Raw genomic sequence first — 19,613 nt, 5'->3', positions numbered from 1 at the left:
GATTCAGCTTAGAGAAAGGAAAGGCCCGAATCGCAATATCGGGCCATAGGATTTTCAGCCAGCCTGCTGCTCTTCTCCGGAATTGACTTCGACAACCTCAACCTTGCTGGATTTGAGGTGATTTTGCAGCGCCGGGCCGGGCAGCTCATCGGTGAACAGCGCCGTCGCCTGCGCCACGTTGCCAATTTCAACCGCCGCGGAGGCGTGGTATTTCGTATGATCGGCCGCCAGTAAAATGTGACGGGAGTGAGCGATCATGGTTTTCACCACGCTGGCTTCGTTAACGTCAAATTCCATCATCGCGCCGTCGTGCTCTATCGCCCCGACGCTGGTGACCAGGTAATCTGCGCGAAATCCTGACACGAACGCCGTTGCCGCAGGACCGATAATGCCGCCGTTATGCGGGCGCAGCGTACCGCCGGGCACCATCACCTCAAAGCGCGGATTCTTATAAAGAATGTGCGCCACCCGCAGGCTGTTAGTGATGATGCGCAGATGATTATGGTTAAGCAGTGCCCGGGCAACGTGCTCCACGGTCGTCCCGATGGTGATAAAAATGGTCGAACCGTCGGGAATATAGTCCGCAATCGCTTCGGCAATCGCCCGTTTCTCTTCGGTAAGCGAGACTTCACGCTGTTCGAACGCCGTGTTGACCACGCTGGATGCCCTGCCCGCGCCGCCGTGATGACGGGTGATCAGCCCCTGCTCGCTGAGCTTACGGATATCCCGGCGCACGGTTTGCGTGGAGACATCCAGCAGCTGCGCCAGTTCATCAATGTTCATATAGCCGCGATCGGCAATCAGCGTCAGCAGCTGATCGTGACGCGGGTTGCCGGTCAGTTCGGTAAGGCTCATGGGCTGTCCTCTGAAAACCATCACGCCCCGCATTTTATACAAAAAGTGACAAAAAAGAGCGGGTTTGATCACAGTCGGGTATACCCGCGCGCCCGCCGGGCTTTGTACATTTCAGTGCTGCGACGGCGCTGGCAAAACGCACGGCGTCTGCGGCGGGTAATTTCTGCCCCAGGCTGACCGCCAGCGCACCGTGGAACACGTCGCCCGCCCCGGTGGTATCAATGACGTTCACTTCAAAACCAGGCTGATGACATAGCGTGTCGTTTTCCAGCCAGAAACAGCCGTCTCGCCCCTGTGTGACATACACATGTCCATTTGTGAGCGTTTGTGCTTTCTTCAGCGCGTTTTCGGTTTCATCCAGCTGCGTTAACCGCCGCAGTCCTGGCGCGGAGAAGGCCGCGTGGTCGCTTAAGGCAATCAGATCCGCGATGTCCTGCGGGGTGACATCCGCATCCAGCAGCGTCGGTACGCCCTGCTGGCGGGCCAGGGTAAATGCCTGTTTTGCCCCGTCATGCCAGCGCACGTCGGCTAAGACAATGTCCCACTGAGAGAAGTCGATTTCATGCAGCCAGTCTGCCGCCGCAGGGAGATCGGGGCTGGGGTAGTTGGCAATAACGCGCTCTCCGCTTGCGTCCACCAGCACCGCCGATTGCGACGATCGGGCTCCCTTAACTATGCGCGTATAGCGGGTGTTCACCCCCAGGGATTCCAGCTCCGCAAGCAGTCGTCTGCCGGTATCGTCGTCCCCCACCCGGCCAATAAAATCCACTTCCGCGCCCAGTTTCGCGGCTGCCACTGCCGCCGTTGCCGCCGGGCCGCCGCCCACTTCCGTATAGTCTTTTGCGACATATTTCCCACCTTCTTTCGGTAAATCATCGAGATACCAGATGCGATCCAGCACGGTAATGCCGACACAAACGATGCGAGTCATGGTGATTCCTTCTGCGATTTCTGATGCCTTCATTTTAATTTCACCAAATGTTTAAAAAGTGACCCGTGTCAATTTTTTGACTATAAATTACAAATACGATCAAAAACAGACACCACAAACGCGCAAAAATTGACACGATGTGACAGGAGAGAGGCATGTCAGCAATCGCATTTATCGGCTTAGGACAGATGGGCGCGCCCATGGCGAAGAATCTGTTGAAACAGGGCCACCAGCTTAACGTTTTTGATGTGAACCCGCAGGCGGTTCAGGCGCTGGTAGAGAGCGGCGCCCGGGCGGCGGGAACGCCAGCGCAGGCCGTAACGGAGGCCGAATTCGTCATTACCATGCTGCCAAACGGCGACCTGGTGCACAGCGTGCTGTTCGGCGAGCACGGCGTATGCGAAGGGTTATCCCGCGACGCGCTGGTCATTGATATGTCCACCATTCACCCGCTGCAAACCGACGCACTGATCCGCGACATGGCTGAGCAAGGCTTCAGCCTGATGGACGTGCCCGTCGGACGCACCTCTGATCATGCCATCGCCGGTACGCTGCTCCTGCTGGCGGGCGGTACGGCGCAGCAGGTTGAGCGCGCCACCCCCGTTTTAATGGCGATGGGCAATGAAATGATTAACGCCGGCGGGCCGGGAATGGGCATCCGCGTGAAGCTCATCAATAACTACATGAGCATCGCCCTGAACGCCCTTTCCGCCGAAGCCGCCGTACTGTGCGAAGCGCTTGGCCTCTCCTTTGACGTGGCGCTCAAGGTGATGAGCGGCACGCCGGCGGGTAAAGGCCACTTCACCACGTCATGGCCGAACAAGGTACTGAAAGGGGATCTTTCACCCGCCTTTATGATCGATCTTGCGCATAAGGATCTGGGGATCGCCCTCGACGTGGCCAACCAGCTCCACGTTCCGATGCCGCTGGGCGCGGCTTCCCGCGAAGTTTACAACCAGGCACGCGCCGCCGGGCGCGGGCGCGAAGACTGGACAGCCATTCTTGAACAGGTTCGCGCATCTGCCGGGCTGAAAAAAACACACTGATACGAAAGGACTGAGGAATGACGATGTACACCCTGAAAGATATCACCCGACCTTCCGGCGGTTTTGCGATGCTGGCCGTGGATCAGCGCGAAGCGATGCGCCTGATGTTTGCTGCCGCAGGCGCGCCGGTGCCGGTAACCGACCAGCACCTGACGGATTTCAAGGTCAATGCGGCGAAAATTCTGTCGCCGTACGCCTCTGCGATCCTCGTCGACCAGCAGTTCTGCTACCGCCAGATTGTCGAGCAGCAGGCCGTGGCCAAAAGCTGCGCAATGATTGTCGCCGCCGACGAGTTTATCCCGGGGAACGGCATTCCGGTCGACAGCGTGGTGATCGACAAGAACGTTGACGCGCAGGCGGTCAAACGCGATGGCGGTAAGGCGCTGAAGCTGCTGGTGCTGTGGCGCAGCGATGAAGATCCGCAGCAGCGCCTGGAAATGGTGAAAGCGTTCAATACGCTGTGCCACGACAACGGGCTGCTGAGCATTATCGAGCCGGTGGTGCGTCCCCCGCGCCGCGGCGCCGCGTTTGACCGCGAGCAGGCGATCATCGATGCGGCCAAAGAGCTGGGCGACAGCGGCGCCGACCTCTACAAAGTGGAAATGCCGCTGTTTGGTAAGGGCACACAGCACGAGCTACTGACGGCCTCGCAGAAGCTGAACGAGAACATCGCCATGCCGTGGGTGATCCTCTCCTCCGGCGTGGACGATAAGTTATTCCCGCGTGCCGTAAGCGTCGCCATGCAGGCGGGGGCATCGGGCTTTTTAGCCGGGCGCGCCGTCTGGTCATCGGTGATTGGCCTGCCGGACACCGAGCTGATGCTGCGTGATATTTCCGTGCCAAAACTTCAGCGTCTGGGTGAGATCGTCGACGAAATGATGGCTCGCCGTTAAGAAAGGACCCGAACATGAAATGGTTTAACACCCTGAGCCATAACCGCTGGCTCGAACAAGAGACCGACCGCATTCTCGATTTCGGTAAAAACGCCGCCGTACCGACCGGCTTTGGCTGGCTGGGCAATAACGGGCAGGTGCGCAGCGATATGGGCACCCATCTGTGGATCACCGCCCGCATGCTGCACGTTTACGCGGTGGCGGCGAACATGGGGCGCCCCGGCGCGTACGCGCTGGTTGAGCACGGCATTAATGCCCTGAACGGTCCGCTGCGCGATAAACAGCACGGCGGCTGGTACGCCTGCGTAAACGATGAAGGCGTGATTGATGCGTCCAAGCAGGGCTATCAGCATTTCTTCGTCCTGCTGGGCGCGGCGAGCGCCGTCACCACCGGCCACCCGCAGGCACGCAAGCTGCTGGACAATGCCATCGAGGTGATTGAGCGCTACTTCTGGAGCGAACAGGAGCAGATGTGCCTGGAGTCCTGGGACGAAGCCTTCAGCAAAACGGAAGACTATCGCGGCGGTAACGCCAATATGCACGCCGTGGAAGCCTTCCTCATCGTCTATGACGTGACCCACGACCGGAAATGGCTCGACCGCGCCTTGCGTATCGCCTCGGTGATTATTCACGACGTGGCGCGCAAAGGGGAGTACCGCGTTAACGAGCATTTCGACACCAGCTGGAACCCGATCCGCGATTACAACATCGATAACCCTGCCCACCGCTTCCGCGCCTACGGCGGCACGCCGGGGCACTGGATCGAGTGGGGCCGCCTGATGCTGCACCTGCGCGCCGCGCTGGAAGCCCGCTTTGAAACCCCGCCGGAGTGGCTGCTGGAAGATGCGAAAGGCCTGTTTCACGCCACTATTCGCGACGCCTGGGCACCCGACGGGGCGGACGGCTTTGTCTACTCCGTGGGCTGGGACGGCAAGCCTATCGTGCGCGAACGCGTGCGCTGGCCAATCGTCGAGGCGATGGGCACGGCTTACGCGCTCTACACCGTCACCGGCGAGGCGCAGTACGAAGCCTGGTATCAGAAATGGTGGGATTACTGCATCAAGTACCTGATGGATTACGAAAACGGTTCATGGTGGCAGGAGCTGGACACCAATAACGAAGTGACCACCAAAGTCTGGGACGGCAAGCAGGATATTTACCACCTGCTGCACTGCCTGGTGATCCCCCGCCTGCCGCTGGCGCCGGGCTTAGCCCCTGCCGTAGCCGCCGGATTACTGGATAGCCTGGCCAAATAATAAAGACGGAGTTTTTATGCGTACCCTACACAATATTGACCTGAAAAATAACGAAAGTGGTTTCACCCTGCGCTGGCAGGACCGTCTGATTTTATCCCACTCTGCGGATGCCCCCTGCCTGTGGATCGGTGCAGGCGAAGCGGATATCGAGATGTTTCGCGGCAATTTCAGCATCAAAGACAAGCTTAACGAAAAGATTGCCCTGACGAACGCGACCGTCACGCAGCAAAGCGCGGGCTGGGCGATCCGCTTTACCCGCGGCGATGCGGTGAGCGCCACGCTGCTGGTGGGCGTCGATGCGGAAGGCCGTCTTGAGCTGAAGCTGAAAAATGACGCCGCCAGCCATAACCGCATCTGGCTGCGGCTGGCGGCTCAGCCTGACGATCATATCTACGGCTGCGGCGAGCAGTTCTCGTATTTCGATCTGCGCGGCAAGCCGTTCCCGCTGTGGACCAGCGAGCAGGGCGTGGGCCGCAATAAGCAGACCTACGTCACCTGGCAGGCCGACTGCAAAGAGAACGCGGGCGGCGACTACTACTGGACCTTCTTCCCACAGCCTACCTTCGTGAGCACCCAGAAGTACTACTGCCACGTGGATAACAGCTGTTATATGAACTTCGACTTCAGCGCGCCGGACTTCCACGAGCTGGCATTCTGGGAAGATAACGCCACGCTGCGCTTCGAATGCGCAGAAACCTACGTCGATCTGCTGGAAAAACTGACCGGCCTGCTGGGGCGTCAGCCTGAACTGCCGGACTGGGTTTACGACGGCGTGACGCTGGGTATTCAGGGCGGCACCGAGGTGTGTCAGCAGAAGCTCGACGCCATGCGCGAGGGCGGCGTGAAGGTAAACGGCATCTGGGCGCAGGACTGGTCCGGCATCCGGATGACCTCCTTTGGCAAACGCGTAATGTGGAACTGGAAGTGGAACAGCGCGCTCTATCCGCAGCTTGATGAGCGGATTGCGCAGTGGAAAGAGGAAGGCGTGCAGTTCCTCTCCTATATCAACCCGTACGTCGCCAGCGATAAAGATCTCTGCGAAGAGGCGTCGAAGCGCGGCTATCTGACCAAAGATGCCGACGGCAAGGATTACCACGTTGAGTTCGGCGAGTTCTACGCGGGCGTTATCGACCTGACTAACCCGGAAGCCTACAGCTGGTACAAAGAGGTGATCAAAAAGAACCTGATCGAACTGGGCTGCGGCGGCTGGATGGCCGATTTCGGGGAATATCTGCCGACCGATACCTTCCTGCACAACGGCGTGAGCGCGGAGATCATGCATAACGCCTGGCCTGCCCTGTGGGCGAAATGTAACTACGAAGCGCTGGAGGAGACCGGCAAGCTCGGGGAGATCCTGTTCTTCATGCGCGCGGGCTACACCGGCAGCCAGAAGCACTCGGTGATGATGTGGGCGGGGGATCAGAACGTCGACTGGAGCCTGGACGATGGTCTGGCGTCCGTCGTACCGGCGGCGCTGTCGCTGGCAATGACCGGGCACGGGCTGCACCACAGCGACATTGGCGGCTATACGACGCTCTTCGAGATGAAGCGCAGCAAAGAGCTGCTGCTGCGCTGGTGCGACTTCAGCGCCTTTACGCCGATGATGCGTACCCACGAGGGCAACCGCCCTGGCGATAACTGGCAGTTCGACGGCGACGCGGAAACCATCGCCCACTTCGCGCGCATGACCACCGTCTTCACCACCCTGAAGCCGTATATCAAAGCTGCGGTTGCGCAGAACGCGAAAAGCGGCCTGCCGGTGATGCGCCCGCTGTTCCTGCACTACGAGGACGACGCGCGCGCCTACACGCTGAAATACCAGTACCTGTTTGGCCGCGATCTGCTGGTGGCGCCGGTTCATGAAGAGGGACGCCGCGACTGGTCGCTCTATCTGCCGCAGGACACCTGGGTCAATGCGTGGACCGGCCAAACCTGCCAGGGCGGTGACATCACCGTTGATGCCCCGCTCGGCAAACCGCCGGTCTTCTATCGCCAGCACAGCGAATGGGCAGATCTGTTTAGCACCTTACGTCATATCTGATAAGGCTCGCCCGCGGGGAAACCTGCGGGCAGACGGAGAACAATAATGAGTCAACATACTTCTGATCCGGCAACCCTGCGCCTGCCGTTTAAAGAAAAACTCGCCTACGGGATGGGCGATCTCGGCTCTAACATCCTGCTTGATATCGGCACGCTGTATCTGCTGAAGTTCTACACCGACGTGCTGGGGCTGCCTGGCACCTACGGCGGGATTATCTTCCTGATTGCGAAGTTTTTTACCGCCTTCACCGACATGGGCACCGGGATCATGCTCGATTCCCGGCGCAAGATCGGCCCGAAAGGGAAATTCCGCCCGTTCGTGCTGTATGCAGCCTTCCCGGTAACGTTGCTGGCCATAGCTAACTTCGTCGGCACACCGTTTGAAATTACCGGTAAAACGGTGATGGCGACGGTGCTGTTCATGCTGTACGGCCTGTTCTTCAGCATGATGAACTGCTCCTACGGCGCGATGGTGCCCGCCATTACCAAAAACCCGGACGAGCGTGCTTCGCTGGCCGCCTGGCGCCAGGGCGGCGCCACGCTGGGTCTGCTGCTCTGTACGGTGGGCTTTGTCCCGGTGATGAACCTGATTGAGGGCAACGACCAGCTTGGCTACATCTTTGCCGCCACCCTCTTCTCGCTGTTCGGGTTGTTCTTTATGTGGTGGTGCTATAAGGGCGTAACCGAGCGTTACGTCGAGACGCAGCCTGCTAACCCGGCGCAGAAACCGGGGCTGTTGCAGTCGTTTCGCGCCATCGCCGGGAACCGTCCGCTGTTTATCCTGTGCATCGCTAACCTGTGCACGCTGGGCGCCTTTAACGTTAAGCTCGCCATTCAGGTCTACTACACGCAGTACGTACTGAACGACCCGATCCTGCTGTCGTACATGGGCTTCTTCAGCATGGGCTGTATTTTTATCGGCGTCTTTATGATGCCCGGCGCGGTGCGGCGCTTCGGTAAGAAAAAGGTCTACATCAGCGGGCTGATGATTTGGGTGGCGGGCGATCTGCTTAACTACTTCTTCGGCGGCGGCTCGGTGAGCTTCGTGGCGTTCTCCTGCCTGGCGTTCTTCGGCTCCGCGTTCGTTAACAGCCTGAACTGGGCGCTGGTGTCCGATACCGTGGAATACGGCGAGTGGCGCACCGGCGTACGCTCCGAGGGGACGGTCTACACCGGCTTTACCTTCTTCCGTAAGGTATCGCAGGCGCTGGCGGGCTTCTTCCCGGGGATCATGCTCACGCAGATCGGCTATGTGCCTAACGTGGTGCAATCCGCCGGCACGGTTGAAGGGCTACGGCAGCTGATATTTATCTATCCGAGTCTGCTGGCAGTCATCACCATCGTGGCGATGGGCTGCTTCTACAACCTTAACGAGAAGATGTATGTGCGCATCGTGGAAGAAATTGAGCTGCGCAAACGTACGGCATAAATGACGTGATTGAGCGCCCTGCGGGGCGCTTTGAGGATCGACCATGACACATAATACTGATCCGTTAACCCTGAAATTGAGCCTGCGAGAGAAGTGCGCCTACGGGATGGGTGATTTTGGCTCGAACCTGATGCTGTGTATTGGCACGCTGTATCTGCTGAAGTTTTACACGGACGAGCTGGGCATGCCCGCGTTCTACGGCGGCATCATTTTTCTGGTCGCCAAGTTCTTTACCGCGTTTACCGACATGCTGACCGGGGTGCTGCTGGACTCCCGGCGTAATATCGGCGCGCGGGGCAAATTCCGGCCATTCATTCTCTACGCCTCCGTTCCGGTGGCGCTGGTGGCCACGGCGCAGTTTATGGCCAACGACTTTAGCCTGACGGTGAAAACGGCCCTCGCCACCGTGCTCTTCATGATGTTTGGCCTCTGCTACAGCCTGATGAACTGCGCCTACGGTGCAATGGTTCCGGCCATCACCAAAAACCCGAACGAGCGCGCGCAGCTTGCGGCGTGGCGTCAGGGCGGCGCAACGGTAGGACTGTTGCTCTGTACTGTCGGCTTTATGCCGATTCAGGCGCTGTTCGTCAGCCAGCCCTCACTCGGCTATCTGGTGGCCGCGCTGGTATTCGTCACCGGGGGACTGTTCTGCATGTGGTGGTGCTACAGCGGGGTGAAAGAGCGCTACGTCGAGCTTACGCCCGATCACCATAAGCCCGGCATTCTGAAATCGTTCTGCGCGATTTTCCGCAATCCGCCGCTGCTGGTGCTGTGCATCGCTAACCTGTGTACCCTCGCCGCGTTTAACATCAAGCTGGCGATTCAGGTCTATTACACCCAGTACGTGCTGAACGATCTGCATCTCCTGTCGTGGATGGGCTTTTTCAGCATGGGCTGCATTCTGATTGGCGTGTTTCTGGTGCCTGGCGCGGTGAAGCGCTTTGGCAAGAAGCCGGTCTATCTGGGCGGGCTGACGCTGTGGGCGGTGGGCGACGTGCTGAACTTCGTCTGGGGGACCAGTTCCCTGCTGTTCGTGCTCTTTTCCTGCATGGCCTTTTTCGGCACCGCGTTTGTGAACAGCCTGAACTGGGCGCTGGTGCCGGATACGGTTGATTACGGCGAGTGGAAAACCGGGATCCGCGCCGAAGGGTCGGTGTATACCGGCTATACCTTCTCGCGCAAAATCTCCGCGGCGCTGGCCGGTTTTCTGCCCGGTATCATGCTGACCCAGATTGGCTATGTTCCCCATGCCGTACAGAGCGCAGGCACGCTGCTTGGGTTGCGCCAGCTTATTTTCCTCTGGCCGTGCGGCCTGGCGATCGTTGCCGCCGTGACCATGGGGCTGTTTTATAAACTCAACGAAGCGCGCTTCGCCTTTATTATCGAGGAGATTGGAAAACGGAAAAAACAGACAGCAAATACCCCTGAGATAACCACCAACAATAAAGCGTCAGCAGTCACTTTATAACAATAAATCCGGCCAGTATGTCCTTCCTGTTTATCAGGAGGGAGGCCTTTCTGTACCTGATACATGGACAAATTATGAAAAGAATCATCACTGTACTGATCGTGTCGTCTGTGTCCTGCCCGGTTTTTGCCGGGGCCTATGTCGAAACGCGCGAAGCCTACAACACCGCCTCTGAGCTGCACGAAGTGATCCTGCGTGCGGGCTATAACTTCGATATGGGCGCGGGACTGATGTTCACCAACGCTTATAACGTGGGGAAATGGGACGAACTGAAGCACAGCTATAACGAAATTGAGGGGTGGTATCCACTCTTCAAACCGACCGACAAACTGACCTTCCAGCCCGGCGGCTTGATTAATGACAGCAGCGCAGGATCAGGTGGCGCGGTTTATTTAGATACTAACTATAAATTTACGGACTGGTTTAATCTGACGTTCCGCTATCGCTATAACCATAACAATTACGATACGCCGGACTATAACGGGCAGATGGATAAGAACGACACACATGAATTTGCCAACTACTGGAATTTCAAAGTGACGGATGCGTTTTTCTACACCTTTGAGCCGCACTTTTTCCAGCGGGTGAATGATTACCACAGCAAAAATGGCAAAGACCATCACTGGGAAATTACCAATAAATTCAGCTATAAGATCGACAGAAACTGGCTGCCGTATCTTGAGCTACAGTGGCTGGACCGATGGAATGATTACAACCGCGAGCAGTACCGGATCCGTTTAGGGTTGCGGTATTCGTTCTAATAAAAAAAGCCGCTGATCGCTCAGCGGCTTTTTTGTTGCCGGGTGGCGCATGCGCTTACCCGGCCTACGGCATAACCGAATTACTCTTCTTTCGCACCGCGCATTGCACGTTTACGATCGTTCTCGGTCAGGTGACGTTTACGGATACGAATTGACTGAGGCGTCACTTCGACCAGTTCGTCATCATCGATGAATTCCAGAGCCTGCTCCAGCGTCATCTTGATCGGTGGAACCAGAACCGTTGCTTCGTCAGTACCGGACGCACGCATGTTGGTCAGTTTCTTACCGGTCAGGCAGTTTACCGTCAGGTCGTTAGAACGGCTGTGAATACCGATGATCTGGCCTTCGTAAACTTCAGCACCGTGGCCCAGGAACAGCTTACCGCGATCCTGCAAACCGAACAGCGCAAACGCAACCGCTTTACCCTGACCGTTGGAGATCAGCACGCCGTTGTTACGCTGGCCCACTTCGCCCGGACGAACGTCGTCGTAGTGGCTGAAGGTGGAGTACAGCAGACCAGTACCGGAAGTCATGGTCATGAACTCAGAACGGAAGCCGATCAGGCCACGGCTTGGGATCACGTAGTCGAGACGTACGCGGCCTTTGCCATCTGGATTCATGTTTTTCAGGTCGCCTTTACGCTCACCCAGTGCCTGCATCACAGAACCCTGGTGCTGCTCTTCAACGTCCAGCGTTACGTTTTCGAATGGCTCTTGTTTACGGCCATCGATTTCGCGGAAGATAACTTTCGGACGGGAAACCGCCATCTCGAAACCTTCACGACGCATGTTCTCAATCAGAACAGACAGGTGCAGCTCACCACGACCCGAAACGCGGAATGCATCAGCGTCTTCGGTTTCTTCAACGCGCAGCGCAACGTTGTGCACCAGCTCTTTGTTCAGGCGGTCAAGGATCTGACGAGAGGTAACAAACTTACCCTCTTTACCACAGAACGGAGAGGTGTTGACGTTGAAGAACATGGATACGGTTGGTTCATCAACGGACAGGGCTGGCAGCGCTTCGACGTTCTGCGGATCGCAGATGGTGTCGGAGATGTTCAGTTCACCCAGACCGGTGATGGCGATGATGTCGCCCGCTTCAGCGATGTCGCTCTCGATACGCTCAAGACCAAGGTGAGTCAGAACTTTACCGACTTTACCGTTACGGGTTTTGCCTTCGCTATCGATGATAGTGACCTGCTGGTTAGGCTTCACTTTACCGCGCTTGATACGACCAATGCCGATTACGCCAACGTAGTTGTTGTAGTCGAGCTGAGAGATCTGCATTTGCAGGGTGCCTTCCAGGTCAACGTTTGGCGCAGGAACGCGGTCAACAATCGTCTGGTACAGCGGAGTCATGTCTTCCGCCATGTCTTCGTGATCCAGACCGGCGATACCGTTCAGCGCAGACGCATAAACGATAGGGAAGTCCAGCTGTTCGTCGGTCGCGTCGAGGTTAACGAACAGGTCGAAGACCTGGTCAACAACCCAGTCAGGACGCGCGCCAGGACGGTCAACCTTGTTGATCACAACGATAGGTTTCAGGCCGTGGGCAAATGCTTTTTTGGTCACGAAGCGCGTTTGCGGCATAGGGCCATCAAATGCGTCAACCACCAGCAGCACGGAATCCACCATGGACATCACGCGCTCAACTTCACCACCGAAGTCGGCGTGCCCTGGGGTATCAACGATGTTGATACGGTAGTCATTCCATTTGATAGCGGTGTTTTTGGCGAGGATGGTAATCCCACGCTCTTTCTCCAAATCGTTGGAGTCCATCACACGCTCTTGAGTTTCGGCACGAGCATCAAACGTACCGGACTGCTGTAGCAGCTTATCAACCAGGGTAGTTTTACCATGGTCGACGTGCGCGATGATGGCGATATTACGCAATTTTTCGATCACAACTTTGCCTCAGGCATTTAGAAATAGCGCGTTATTGTACACGGATTAATCGCACTACAAAACAGGATCACAAACATCCCCCGCAAACAAGTATTGCAGAGATGCTTTGTGATCGCTTTCACGGAGCGGTAAAAGGGCACTTTAACGTAAATTGCACCAATATGGTGCTCGATGTTCACACAGAAGCACTATAATGGTGCAACAAATCCAATGTGGTGCAGCCCTTCTGCACTATGGTGCGCATGATAACGCCTTTTTGGGGTGTTTTAAAAGTTGGCACAGATTTCGCTTTACAGAAATACAGTAAAAATATGGCAGCCCAGCCGATTTGAAGACCTCGTTACCACGACGACAATGACCAATCTGGAGAGTTAAGTATGTCCGCTGAACACGTTTTGACGATGCTGAACGAACATGAAGTGAAGTTTGTTGATCTGCGCTTCACCGATACCAAAGGTAAAGAACAGCACGTCACGATCCCTGCTCATCAGGTGAACGCCGAATTCTTTGAAGAAGGCAAAATGTTTGACGGCTCCTCCATTGGCGGCTGGAAAGGCATTAACGAATCCGACATGGTTCTGATGCCAGATGCAACCACTGCGCTCATTGACCCGTTCTACGAAGAACCTACGCTGATCATCCGCTGCGATATCCTGGAACCTGGCACGCTGCAAGGCTATGACCGTGACCCACGCTCTATCGCAAAACGCGCTGAAGAGTACCTGCGTTCTACCGGTATCGCAGACACCGTTCTGTTCGGGCCAGAGCCAGAGTTCTTCCTGTTCGATGACATCCGTTTTGGTGCTTCCATTTCTGGTTCCCACGTCGCTATCGATGACATCGAAGGCGCATGGAACTCTTCCACCAAATACGAAGGTGGTAACAAAGGTCACCGTCCGGGCGTGAAAGGCGGTTACTTCCCGGTTCCTCCGGTCGATTCTTCACAGGACATCCGTTCTACCATGTGTCTGATCATGGAAGAGATGGGCCTGGTTGTTGAAGCGCACCACCACGAAGTGGCAACGGCTGGCCAGAACGAAATCGCAACCCGCTTCAACACCATGACCAAAAAAGCGGATGAGATTCAGATCTACAAATACGTTGTGCACAACGTTGCGCACCGTTTCGGTAAAACCGCGACCTTCATGCCAAAACCCATGTTCGGCGACAACGGTTCCGGCATGCACTGCCACATGTCCCTGTCCAAGAACGGCACCAACCTGTTCTCTGGCGACAAATACGCGGGTCTGTCTGAGCAGGCGCTGCACTACATCGGCGGTGTTATCAAACACGCTAAAGCGATCAACGCCCTGGCGAACCCGACCACCAACTCCTACAAGCGTCTGGTCCCAGGCTACGAAGCACCGGTGATGCTGGCGTACTCTGCCCGTAACCGTTCTGCTTCTATCCGTATCCCGGTGGTGGCGTCTCCGAAAGCGCGTCGTATCGAAGTGCGCTTCCCGGACCCGGCGGCTAACCCATACCTGTGCTTCGCAGCACTGCTGATGGCCGGTCTGGACGGTATCAAGAACAAGATCCACCCGGGCGAAGCCATGGACAAAAACCTGTACGACCTGCCGCCAGAAGAAGCGAAAGAGATCCCACAGGTCGCTGGCTCGCTGGAAGAAGCCCTGCAAGCGCTGGACGCAGACCGTGAGTTCCTGACCGCTGGCGGTGTGTTCACCGATGAAGCAATCGACGCTTACATCGCGCTGCGTACCGAAGAAAACGACCGCGTTCGCATGACGCCGCACCCGGTTGAGTTCGAACTGTACTACAGCGTTTAATTGATTTGTTTTACCCGGCGCATACGCGTCGGGAGTAGTTGCCGTGGAAACTTTAGCCCATCTTCGGATGGGCTTTTTTCTCCACCAACAACCTGATCTCACGCGCTTTTTACCTCTAAAACGCTATACTGCACTAAAATAGTGCAACGACTCCAGGAGACTGCTGAATGGCAACTGGCACGCTGCCCGATGCTGGGCAGATCCTCAATTCTTTGATTAACAGTATCTTGCTGGTCGACGACGAGCTGGCGGTGCATTACGCCAACCCGGCGGCGCAGCAGCTGCTCGCTCAAAGCGCCCGTAAACTGTTTGGCACGCCGCTGCCTGAACTGCTGAGCTATTTCTCGCTGAATATTGGTCTGATGCAGGAGAGTTTGCAGGCGGGTCAGGGCTTCACCGATAACGAAGTGACGCTGGTGATTGACGGACGCTCGCATATTTTGTCCCTCACCGCACAGCGCCTGCCAGATGGCATGATTCTGCTGGAAATGGCGCCGATGGATAACCAGCGTCGTCTCAGCCAGGAGCAGCTACAGCATGCTCAGCAGATTGCGGCGCGCGACCTGGTACGCGGGCTGGCTCATGAAATTAAAAACCCGCTGGGCGGCTTACGCGGTGCGGCACAGCTTTTGACCAAAGCGCTGCCTGACCCTGCCCTGGCGGAGTATACCAACGTCATTATCGAGCAGGCGGACCGTCTGCGTAATCTGGTCGATCGCCTGCTCGGGCCGCAGCAGCCGGGGATGCATGTTTCAGAAAGCATTCACAAGGTCGCGGAGCGGGTGGTGAAACTCGTCTCTATGGAGCTGCCGGATAACGTCACGCTGGTACGTGATTACGACCCAAGCCTGCCGGAGCTGGCGCACGATCCAGACCAGATTGAACAGGTGCTGTTGAACATTGTGCGTAACGCGTTGCAGGCGCTGGGCCCGGAGGGTGGCGAAATTATTCTGCGTACCCGCACCGCGTTCCAGCTGACGCTGCACGGCGTGCGTTATCGTCTGGCGGCACGTATTGATGTGGAAGATAACGGGCCGGGGATCCCGCCGCATCTCCAGGACACCCTGTTCTACCCGATGGTCAGCGGTCGCGAAGGCGGCACCGGGCTGGGGTTATCCATCGCCCGTAATTTGATTGACCAACACTCCGGCAAAATTGAATTTACCAGTTGGCCGGGACATACCGAGTTTTCGGTTTTCCTGCCGATTAAAAAATAAAGGTGACGTTTATGCAACGAGGGATAGTCTGGGTAGTCGATGACGATAGCTCCATCCGTTGGGTGCTTGAACGCGCGCTCACAGGAGCGGGATTAAGCTGCACGACGTTTGAGAGCGGCAGCGAGGTGCTCGACGCACTCACCACCAAAACGCCGGACGTTCTGCTCTCGGATATTCGCATGCCGGGCATGGACGGACTGGCGCTCTTAAAGCAGATCAAACAGCGCCACCCCATGCTTCCGGTCATCATAATGACCGCCCACTCCGACCTGGATGCCGCCGTCAGCGCCTACCAGCAGGGGGCGTTTGATTACCTGCCAAAACCGTTTGATATCGACGAAGCCGTTGCCCTGGTCGAACGCGCCATCAGCCACTATCAGGAGCAACAGCAGCCCCGCCACGCGCCGGATTTCGGGCCTACGACGGACATCATCGGTGAAGCGCCGGCCATGCAGGACGTGTTTCGCATCATCGGGCGTCTGTCGCGCTCGTCTATCAGCGTCTTGATTAACGGTGAATCAGGGACCGGTAAAGAGCTGGTTGCGCACGCCCTGCATCGCCACAGCCCGCGGGCGAAAGCGCCCTTTATCGCCCTGAACATGGCGGCGATCCCCAAAGATTTGATTGAATCTGAGCTGTTCGGCCACGAAAAAGGGGCGTTTACCGGGGCAAATACTATTCGTCAGGGACGCTTTGAACAGGCTGACGGCGGAACGCTATTCCTGGATGAAATCGGCGATATGCCGCTGGATGTGCAGACCCGACTGCTGCGCGTGCTGGCAGATGGCCAGTTTTACCGCGTGGGCGGGTATGCGCCGGTGAAGGTGGACGTGCGTATTATTGCCGCGACGCACCAGAACCTGGAGCTGCGCGTGCAGGAGGGGAAATTCCGTGAGGATTTATTCCATCGTCTGAACGTGATCCGCGTCCACCTGCCGCCACTGCGCGAGCGTCGGGAAGATATCCCGCGTCTGGCGCGCCATTTCCTGCAAGTGGCGGCCCGCGAGCTGGGCGTGGAAGCCAAGCAGCTTCATCCGGAAACGGATGCCGCCCTCACCCGTCTGGCGTGGCCGGGCAACGTGCGTCAGCTGGAAAACACCTGTCGCTGGCTGACCGTGATGGCCGCCGGACAGGAAGTGTTGATTCAGGATCTCCCCGCCGAGCTGTTTGAAGCCACCGTGCCCGAAAGCACCGCCGGACATGCGCTGCCGGAAAGCTGGGCGACGCTGCTGGCGCAGTGGGCAGATCGCGCGCTGCGTTCCGGTCATCAAAATCTGCTCTCCGAAGCGCAGCCTGAGATGGAGCGCACGCTGTTAACTACCGCGCTTCGTCATACCCAGGGCCACAAACAGGAAGCGGCTCGCCTGTTGGGATGGGGTCGAAACACCCTGACGCGCAAGCTGAAAGAGCTGGGAATGGAGTGATCTTACTCCGCTGTGTAAAGGTTACTAATTGAGCGCAAAGTGCCGTTATTTTGCGCTTTACTGTTCCGATGAGTTTTGTATGATCGTGCCCGGAAACAGGGGGGAGCATCATGCTGGAATCATTAGTGACTTTGCTTTCGAGCGGAGCAGCAGAAAGCCACACGCCACAAACTGCCGTTGCGGCGGTATTGTGTGCGGCACTGGTTGGGCTGTTTAGCTAACGAGCTGTCGATGAAAAGCCGGGTGGCGCTTCGCTTACCCGGCCTACATCTCGCACTTAAGTAGGCCGGGTAAGGCAAAGCCGCCACCCGGCATTACAGCTCAAATCACCCGCGAGAACTGCTGTAAACGCGCCTTCTGACGTAGATAGGCATCGAAGCACATGCAGATATTACGAATCAACAGACGTCCTTTCGGCGTGACGACAACCGCACTCTCCGACACATCCACCAGCCCGTCTTTCGCCAGCGGCGCCAGAAGCTTCAGGTCTTCGGCAAAGTAATCGCTGAATTGCAGATCCCATTGCGACTCCACCTCGCGAAATTCGAGACGGAAGTTGCAGATAAGCGCCTTAATTACGTCCCGACGGATGCAGTCGTCGCGCGTTAGCGCAATGCCGCGCCACAGCGCGTTGCCGGTTTCGTCTATCTGCTGATAGTACAGCTTCAGCTCTTTCTGATTCTGGGCGTAGCAGTCGCCAATCATGCTGATGGCGGAGACGCCCATTCCGAGCAGATCGGTATCGCCCTGGGTGGTGTAGCCCTGGAAGTTACGGTGGAGAACACCTTCGCGCTGGGCAATCGCCAGTTCATCGTCAGGGCGGGCAAAGTGATCCATTCCGATAAACTGATAGCCGGTTTCGGTCAGCGAGGCGATGGTCTCCTGCAAAATGTCCAGCTTCTGCTGGGCGGAAGGCAGATCCGCATCTTTGATTTTGCGCTGAGCGGCGAACAGCGTCGGCAGGTGCGCATAGTTAAAGACGCTCAGACGGTCCGGGTTAAGCTCAGCCACGCGTTTAAGCGTGTAGGCGAAGCTCTCCGGCGTCTGCTTCGGCAGGCCGTAAATCAGGTCTATATTCGTTGAGGTAAAGCCGATTTCACGCGCATGGTTGAGTAAGGCAAAGATAAACGCTTCGTCCTGCTCGCGGTTTACCAGGCGCTGTACTTCTTTGTTGAAGTCCTGTACGCCCATACTCAGGCGGTTGAAACCTTCGGCGCGTAAATGATCCAGCACATCCAGCTCGATTTCACGCGGATCGACCTCGATCGAAATTTCGGCGTCGTCGTTAAAACTAAAATTGCCGCGCAGCAGCGCCATCAGGCGGCTGATCTGCGCTTTATTCAGATAGGTTGGCGTACCACCGCCCCAGTGAAGCTGGCTGACGTGACGCCCTTTAAACAGCGGTGCGCGGTGCAGAATTTCCTGTTCGAGCGCATCGAGGTATTGATCGGCTTTGTGCTGCTGGCGGGTAACGATTTTATTGCAGCCGCAGAAGTAGCAGAGCTTATGGCAGAACGGAATATGGACGTAGAGCGACAGCGGGCGCTCGGGATAGCGCGCCACAGCTTGCTGAAAATCCGCCTCGCCGAAAGCGTCAGAAAACTCCAGCGCGGTGGGGTATGAGGTATAACGCGGCCCGGAATAGTTATATTTCTGGATCAGGGCCAAATCCCAGTCGATAGATGGTACAGACATGCTCACTCCTTCCGTTGGTGTCGCGTTCGTATACGGCGGCCCCTTCTGGTCCCGTTGCGGGACATCATTCGGGTGCGCAGCCACTTCTGTCGCCGCGACAACCGCCGTAGTTTAACGAATAACCACACCAGATAACATATAACCGGAAGGGTTATAAGCAGGACGAGTGTACCTGCCGGGTGCAAATGTTAGTTTCCACCTTTCAGCAGACGCATCATATCTTCCTGCTTTTCGTCTTCCTCTTCGTCTTCTTCATCATCGTAGGACAGACCCAGCTTCTGCATCAGTTCATCAATGCGGTCCAGTTTGGCGTCCACCCAGGACTGCTCTTCAGCGGTCAGGGTTTCACCCTCTTCAAGACGTTCCAGCAGCGCATCCAGGCGCTCATCGTTCTCCAGCATATCCAGCTCAGCCTGCGGTGAAAGCATAGGTTTCTCGCTCTTTGGTTTGTGCTGCTTAGTGACCGGCGTGTCTGTCACGCCCAGTGGAATGGGAGTTTTACTGCCGATACGAGGATCTTTCTGCTGTTTGCCTTTTGCAGAAGCGCCTGCGGCACCGCCACCGTTAGCACGGCTACCCGCAGCATGGCCACGATGTTTTTTATCGCGTTTGCGATCGCGCGCTTCCTGATTCAGTTCTTCGCGCGTTTTGCGGCGTGCTTTTGCAGGGCGTTTCACGCCCGCAGCGGAGGTCGGTTTTTTCATGATGTTTTATCTTTAAGTCGTTTTCTTCAGTATAGAATTGCGGCGAAATCTAGCAGAAAGCAAGCAAAGAAAAAAGGCGACAGAGCAATCTGTCGCCTTTTTTCCTGACTCACAACCCTTAACGGGTCAGACATTCCCTGTTTGCCTGCAACAAACCCTGTTTATCCCTTGGCTACTACCGTCCGTGATACGGTTCCGTTTCC

16 protein-coding genes are annotated in these 19,613 nt (G+C 56.8%); 11 read left to right on the top strand and 5 right to left on the bottom strand.

What is annotated here, in order from left to right:
- Positions 1-54: 54 nt before the first annotated feature.
- Positions 55-855 (bottom strand): DeoR/GlpR family DNA-binding transcription regulator, encoded by an 801-nt coding sequence (locus O1722_RS00215; protein ID WP_003861944.1) that lies wholly within the window; start codon positions 853-855, stop codon positions 55-57.
- Between the two features lie 34 nt (positions 856-889).
- On the bottom strand, positions 890-1,786 hold the full coding sequence (locus O1722_RS00210) for a sugar kinase (RefSeq protein WP_026080563.1): 897 nt from the start codon (positions 1,784-1,786) through the stop codon (positions 890-892).
- A 155-nt stretch (positions 1,787-1,941) separates the two neighbouring features.
- Between O1722_RS00210 and yihU the strand changes: the two genes are divergently transcribed.
- From yihU to ompL, 7 genes are all read left to right on the top strand, one after another.
- Positions 1,942-2,832, top strand: coding sequence for a sulfolactaldehyde 3-reductase (yihU, locus tag O1722_RS00205; protein ID WP_032668942.1), 891 nt, complete (start codon positions 1,942-1,944; stop codon positions 2,830-2,832).
- Between the two features lie 17 nt (positions 2,833-2,849).
- Entirely contained in the window at positions 2,850-3,725 is an 876-nt protein-coding gene (gene yihT, locus O1722_RS00200) for a sulfofructosephosphate aldolase (RefSeq protein WP_015569905.1), read from the top strand.
- Between the two features lie 14 nt (positions 3,726-3,739).
- Positions 3,740-4,981 carry a sulfoquinovose isomerase gene (yihS, locus tag O1722_RS00195; RefSeq protein ID WP_017382670.1) on the top strand — a complete coding sequence of 414 codons (1,242 nt, stop codon included), beginning with the start codon at positions 3,740-3,742 and terminating at the stop codon, positions 4,979-4,981.
- A gap of 16 nt (positions 4,982-4,997) precedes the next feature.
- Positions 4,998-7,022 (top strand): alpha-glucosidase, encoded by a 2,025-nt coding sequence (locus tag O1722_RS00190; RefSeq protein ID WP_033487983.1) that lies wholly within the window; start codon positions 4,998-5,000, stop codon positions 7,020-7,022.
- Between the two features lie 45 nt (positions 7,023-7,067).
- Complete coding sequence (locus O1722_RS00185; protein ID WP_003861932.1) at positions 7,068-8,450, top strand: MFS transporter; 1,383 nt, start codon at positions 7,068-7,070, stop codon at positions 8,448-8,450.
- Positions 8,451-8,493: 43 nt separating this feature from the next.
- On the top strand, positions 8,494-9,918 hold the full coding sequence (locus tag O1722_RS00180) for an MFS transporter (RefSeq protein WP_017382668.1): 1,425 nt from the start codon (positions 8,494-8,496) through the stop codon (positions 9,916-9,918).
- Between the two features lie 74 nt (positions 9,919-9,992).
- The gene (gene ompL / locus O1722_RS00175; protein ID WP_003861929.1) at positions 9,993-10,679 is read left to right on the top strand and encodes a porin OmpL; all 687 of its coding nucleotides are present in this window, start codon (positions 9,993-9,995) and stop codon (positions 10,677-10,679) included.
- Positions 10,680-10,759: 80 nt separating this feature from the next.
- Here the strand turns inward: ompL and typA are convergent, their stop codons facing one another.
- Positions 10,760-12,583 (bottom strand): ribosome-dependent GTPase TypA, encoded by a 1,824-nt coding sequence (gene typA, locus O1722_RS00170; RefSeq protein ID WP_006808726.1) that lies wholly within the window; start codon positions 12,581-12,583, stop codon positions 10,760-10,762.
- A gap of 377 nt (positions 12,584-12,960) precedes the next feature.
- On the opposite strand from typA, the gene glnA reads away from it, so the two are divergent.
- From glnA to O1722_RS00150, 4 genes are all read left to right on the top strand, one after another.
- The gene (glnA, locus tag O1722_RS00165; RefSeq protein ID WP_003861925.1) at positions 12,961-14,370 is read left to right on the top strand and encodes a glutamate--ammonia ligase; all 1,410 of its coding nucleotides are present in this window, start codon (positions 12,961-12,963) and stop codon (positions 14,368-14,370) included.
- Between the two features lie 167 nt (positions 14,371-14,537).
- Positions 14,538-15,587 carry a nitrogen regulation protein NR(II) gene (gene glnL, locus O1722_RS00160; RefSeq protein ID WP_003861923.1) on the top strand — a complete coding sequence of 350 codons (1,050 nt, stop codon included), beginning with the start codon at positions 14,538-14,540 and terminating at the stop codon, positions 15,585-15,587.
- 11 nt (positions 15,588-15,598) lie between these two features.
- Positions 15,599-17,011 carry a nitrogen regulation protein NR(I) gene (gene glnG, locus O1722_RS00155; protein WP_033488189.1) on the top strand — a complete coding sequence of 471 codons (1,413 nt, stop codon included), beginning with the start codon at positions 15,599-15,601 and terminating at the stop codon, positions 17,009-17,011.
- A 110-nt stretch (positions 17,012-17,121) separates the two neighbouring features.
- The gene (locus O1722_RS00150) at positions 17,122-17,232 is read left to right on the top strand and encodes a YshB family small membrane protein (RefSeq protein WP_017382667.1); all 111 of its coding nucleotides are present in this window, start codon (positions 17,122-17,124) and stop codon (positions 17,230-17,232) included.
- 100 nt (positions 17,233-17,332) lie between these two features.
- On the opposite strand, the gene hemN is transcribed toward O1722_RS00150, so the two are convergent.
- Positions 17,333-18,706: an oxygen-independent coproporphyrinogen III oxidase gene (hemN, locus tag O1722_RS00145; RefSeq protein WP_015569899.1), complete on the bottom strand. Its 1,374-nt coding sequence runs from the start codon at positions 18,704-18,706 to the stop codon at positions 17,333-17,335.
- Between the two features lie 188 nt (positions 18,707-18,894).
- Positions 18,895-19,410, bottom strand: a complete 516-nt coding sequence (gene yihI / locus O1722_RS00140; RefSeq protein WP_015569898.1) for a Der GTPase-activating protein YihI — start codon at positions 19,408-19,410, stop codon at positions 18,895-18,897.
- Positions 19,411-19,613 lie beyond the last annotated feature (203 nt).

The organism is Enterobacter cloacae complex sp. HYC003_NIDB, from assembly GCF_056673375.1.
The sequence above is the reverse complement of the archived record's forward strand: the minus strand, read 5'-3'. Positions and strand labels throughout refer to the sequence as shown.

Coding starts and splice junctions, on each gene's coding strand:
- O1722_RS00215 (WP_003861944.1), bottom strand. CDS start 855: ATGAGCCTTACCGAACTGACCGGCAACCCGCGTCACGATCAGCTGCTG.
- O1722_RS00210 (WP_026080563.1), bottom strand. CDS start 1,786: ATGACTCGCATCGTTTGTGTCGGCATTACCGTGCTGGATCGCATCTGG.
- yihU (WP_032668942.1), top strand. CDS start 1,942: ATGTCAGCAATCGCATTTATCGGCTTAGGACAGATGGGCGCGCCCATG.
- yihT (WP_015569905.1), top strand. CDS start 2,850: ATGACGATGTACACCCTGAAAGATATCACCCGACCTTCCGGCGGTTTT.
- yihS (WP_017382670.1), top strand. CDS start 3,740: ATGAAATGGTTTAACACCCTGAGCCATAACCGCTGGCTCGAACAAGAG.
- O1722_RS00190 (WP_033487983.1), top strand. CDS start 4,998: ATGCGTACCCTACACAATATTGACCTGAAAAATAACGAAAGTGGTTTC.
- O1722_RS00185 (WP_003861932.1), top strand. CDS start 7,068: ATGAGTCAACATACTTCTGATCCGGCAACCCTGCGCCTGCCGTTTAAA.
- O1722_RS00180 (WP_017382668.1), top strand. CDS start 8,494: ATGACACATAATACTGATCCGTTAACCCTGAAATTGAGCCTGCGAGAG.
- ompL (WP_003861929.1), top strand. CDS start 9,993: ATGAAAAGAATCATCACTGTACTGATCGTGTCGTCTGTGTCCTGCCCG.
- glnA (WP_003861925.1), top strand. CDS start 12,961: ATGTCCGCTGAACACGTTTTGACGATGCTGAACGAACATGAAGTGAAG.
- glnL (WP_003861923.1), top strand. CDS start 14,538: ATGGCAACTGGCACGCTGCCCGATGCTGGGCAGATCCTCAATTCTTTG.
- glnG (WP_033488189.1), top strand. CDS start 15,599: ATGCAACGAGGGATAGTCTGGGTAGTCGATGACGATAGCTCCATCCGT.
- O1722_RS00150 (WP_017382667.1), top strand. CDS start 17,122: ATGCTGGAATCATTAGTGACTTTGCTTTCGAGCGGAGCAGCAGAAAGC.
- hemN (WP_015569899.1), bottom strand. CDS start 18,706: ATGTCTGTACCATCTATCGACTGGGATTTGGCCCTGATCCAGAAATAT.
- yihI (WP_015569898.1), bottom strand. CDS start 19,410: ATGAAAAAACCGACCTCCGCTGCGGGCGTGAAACGCCCTGCAAAAGCA.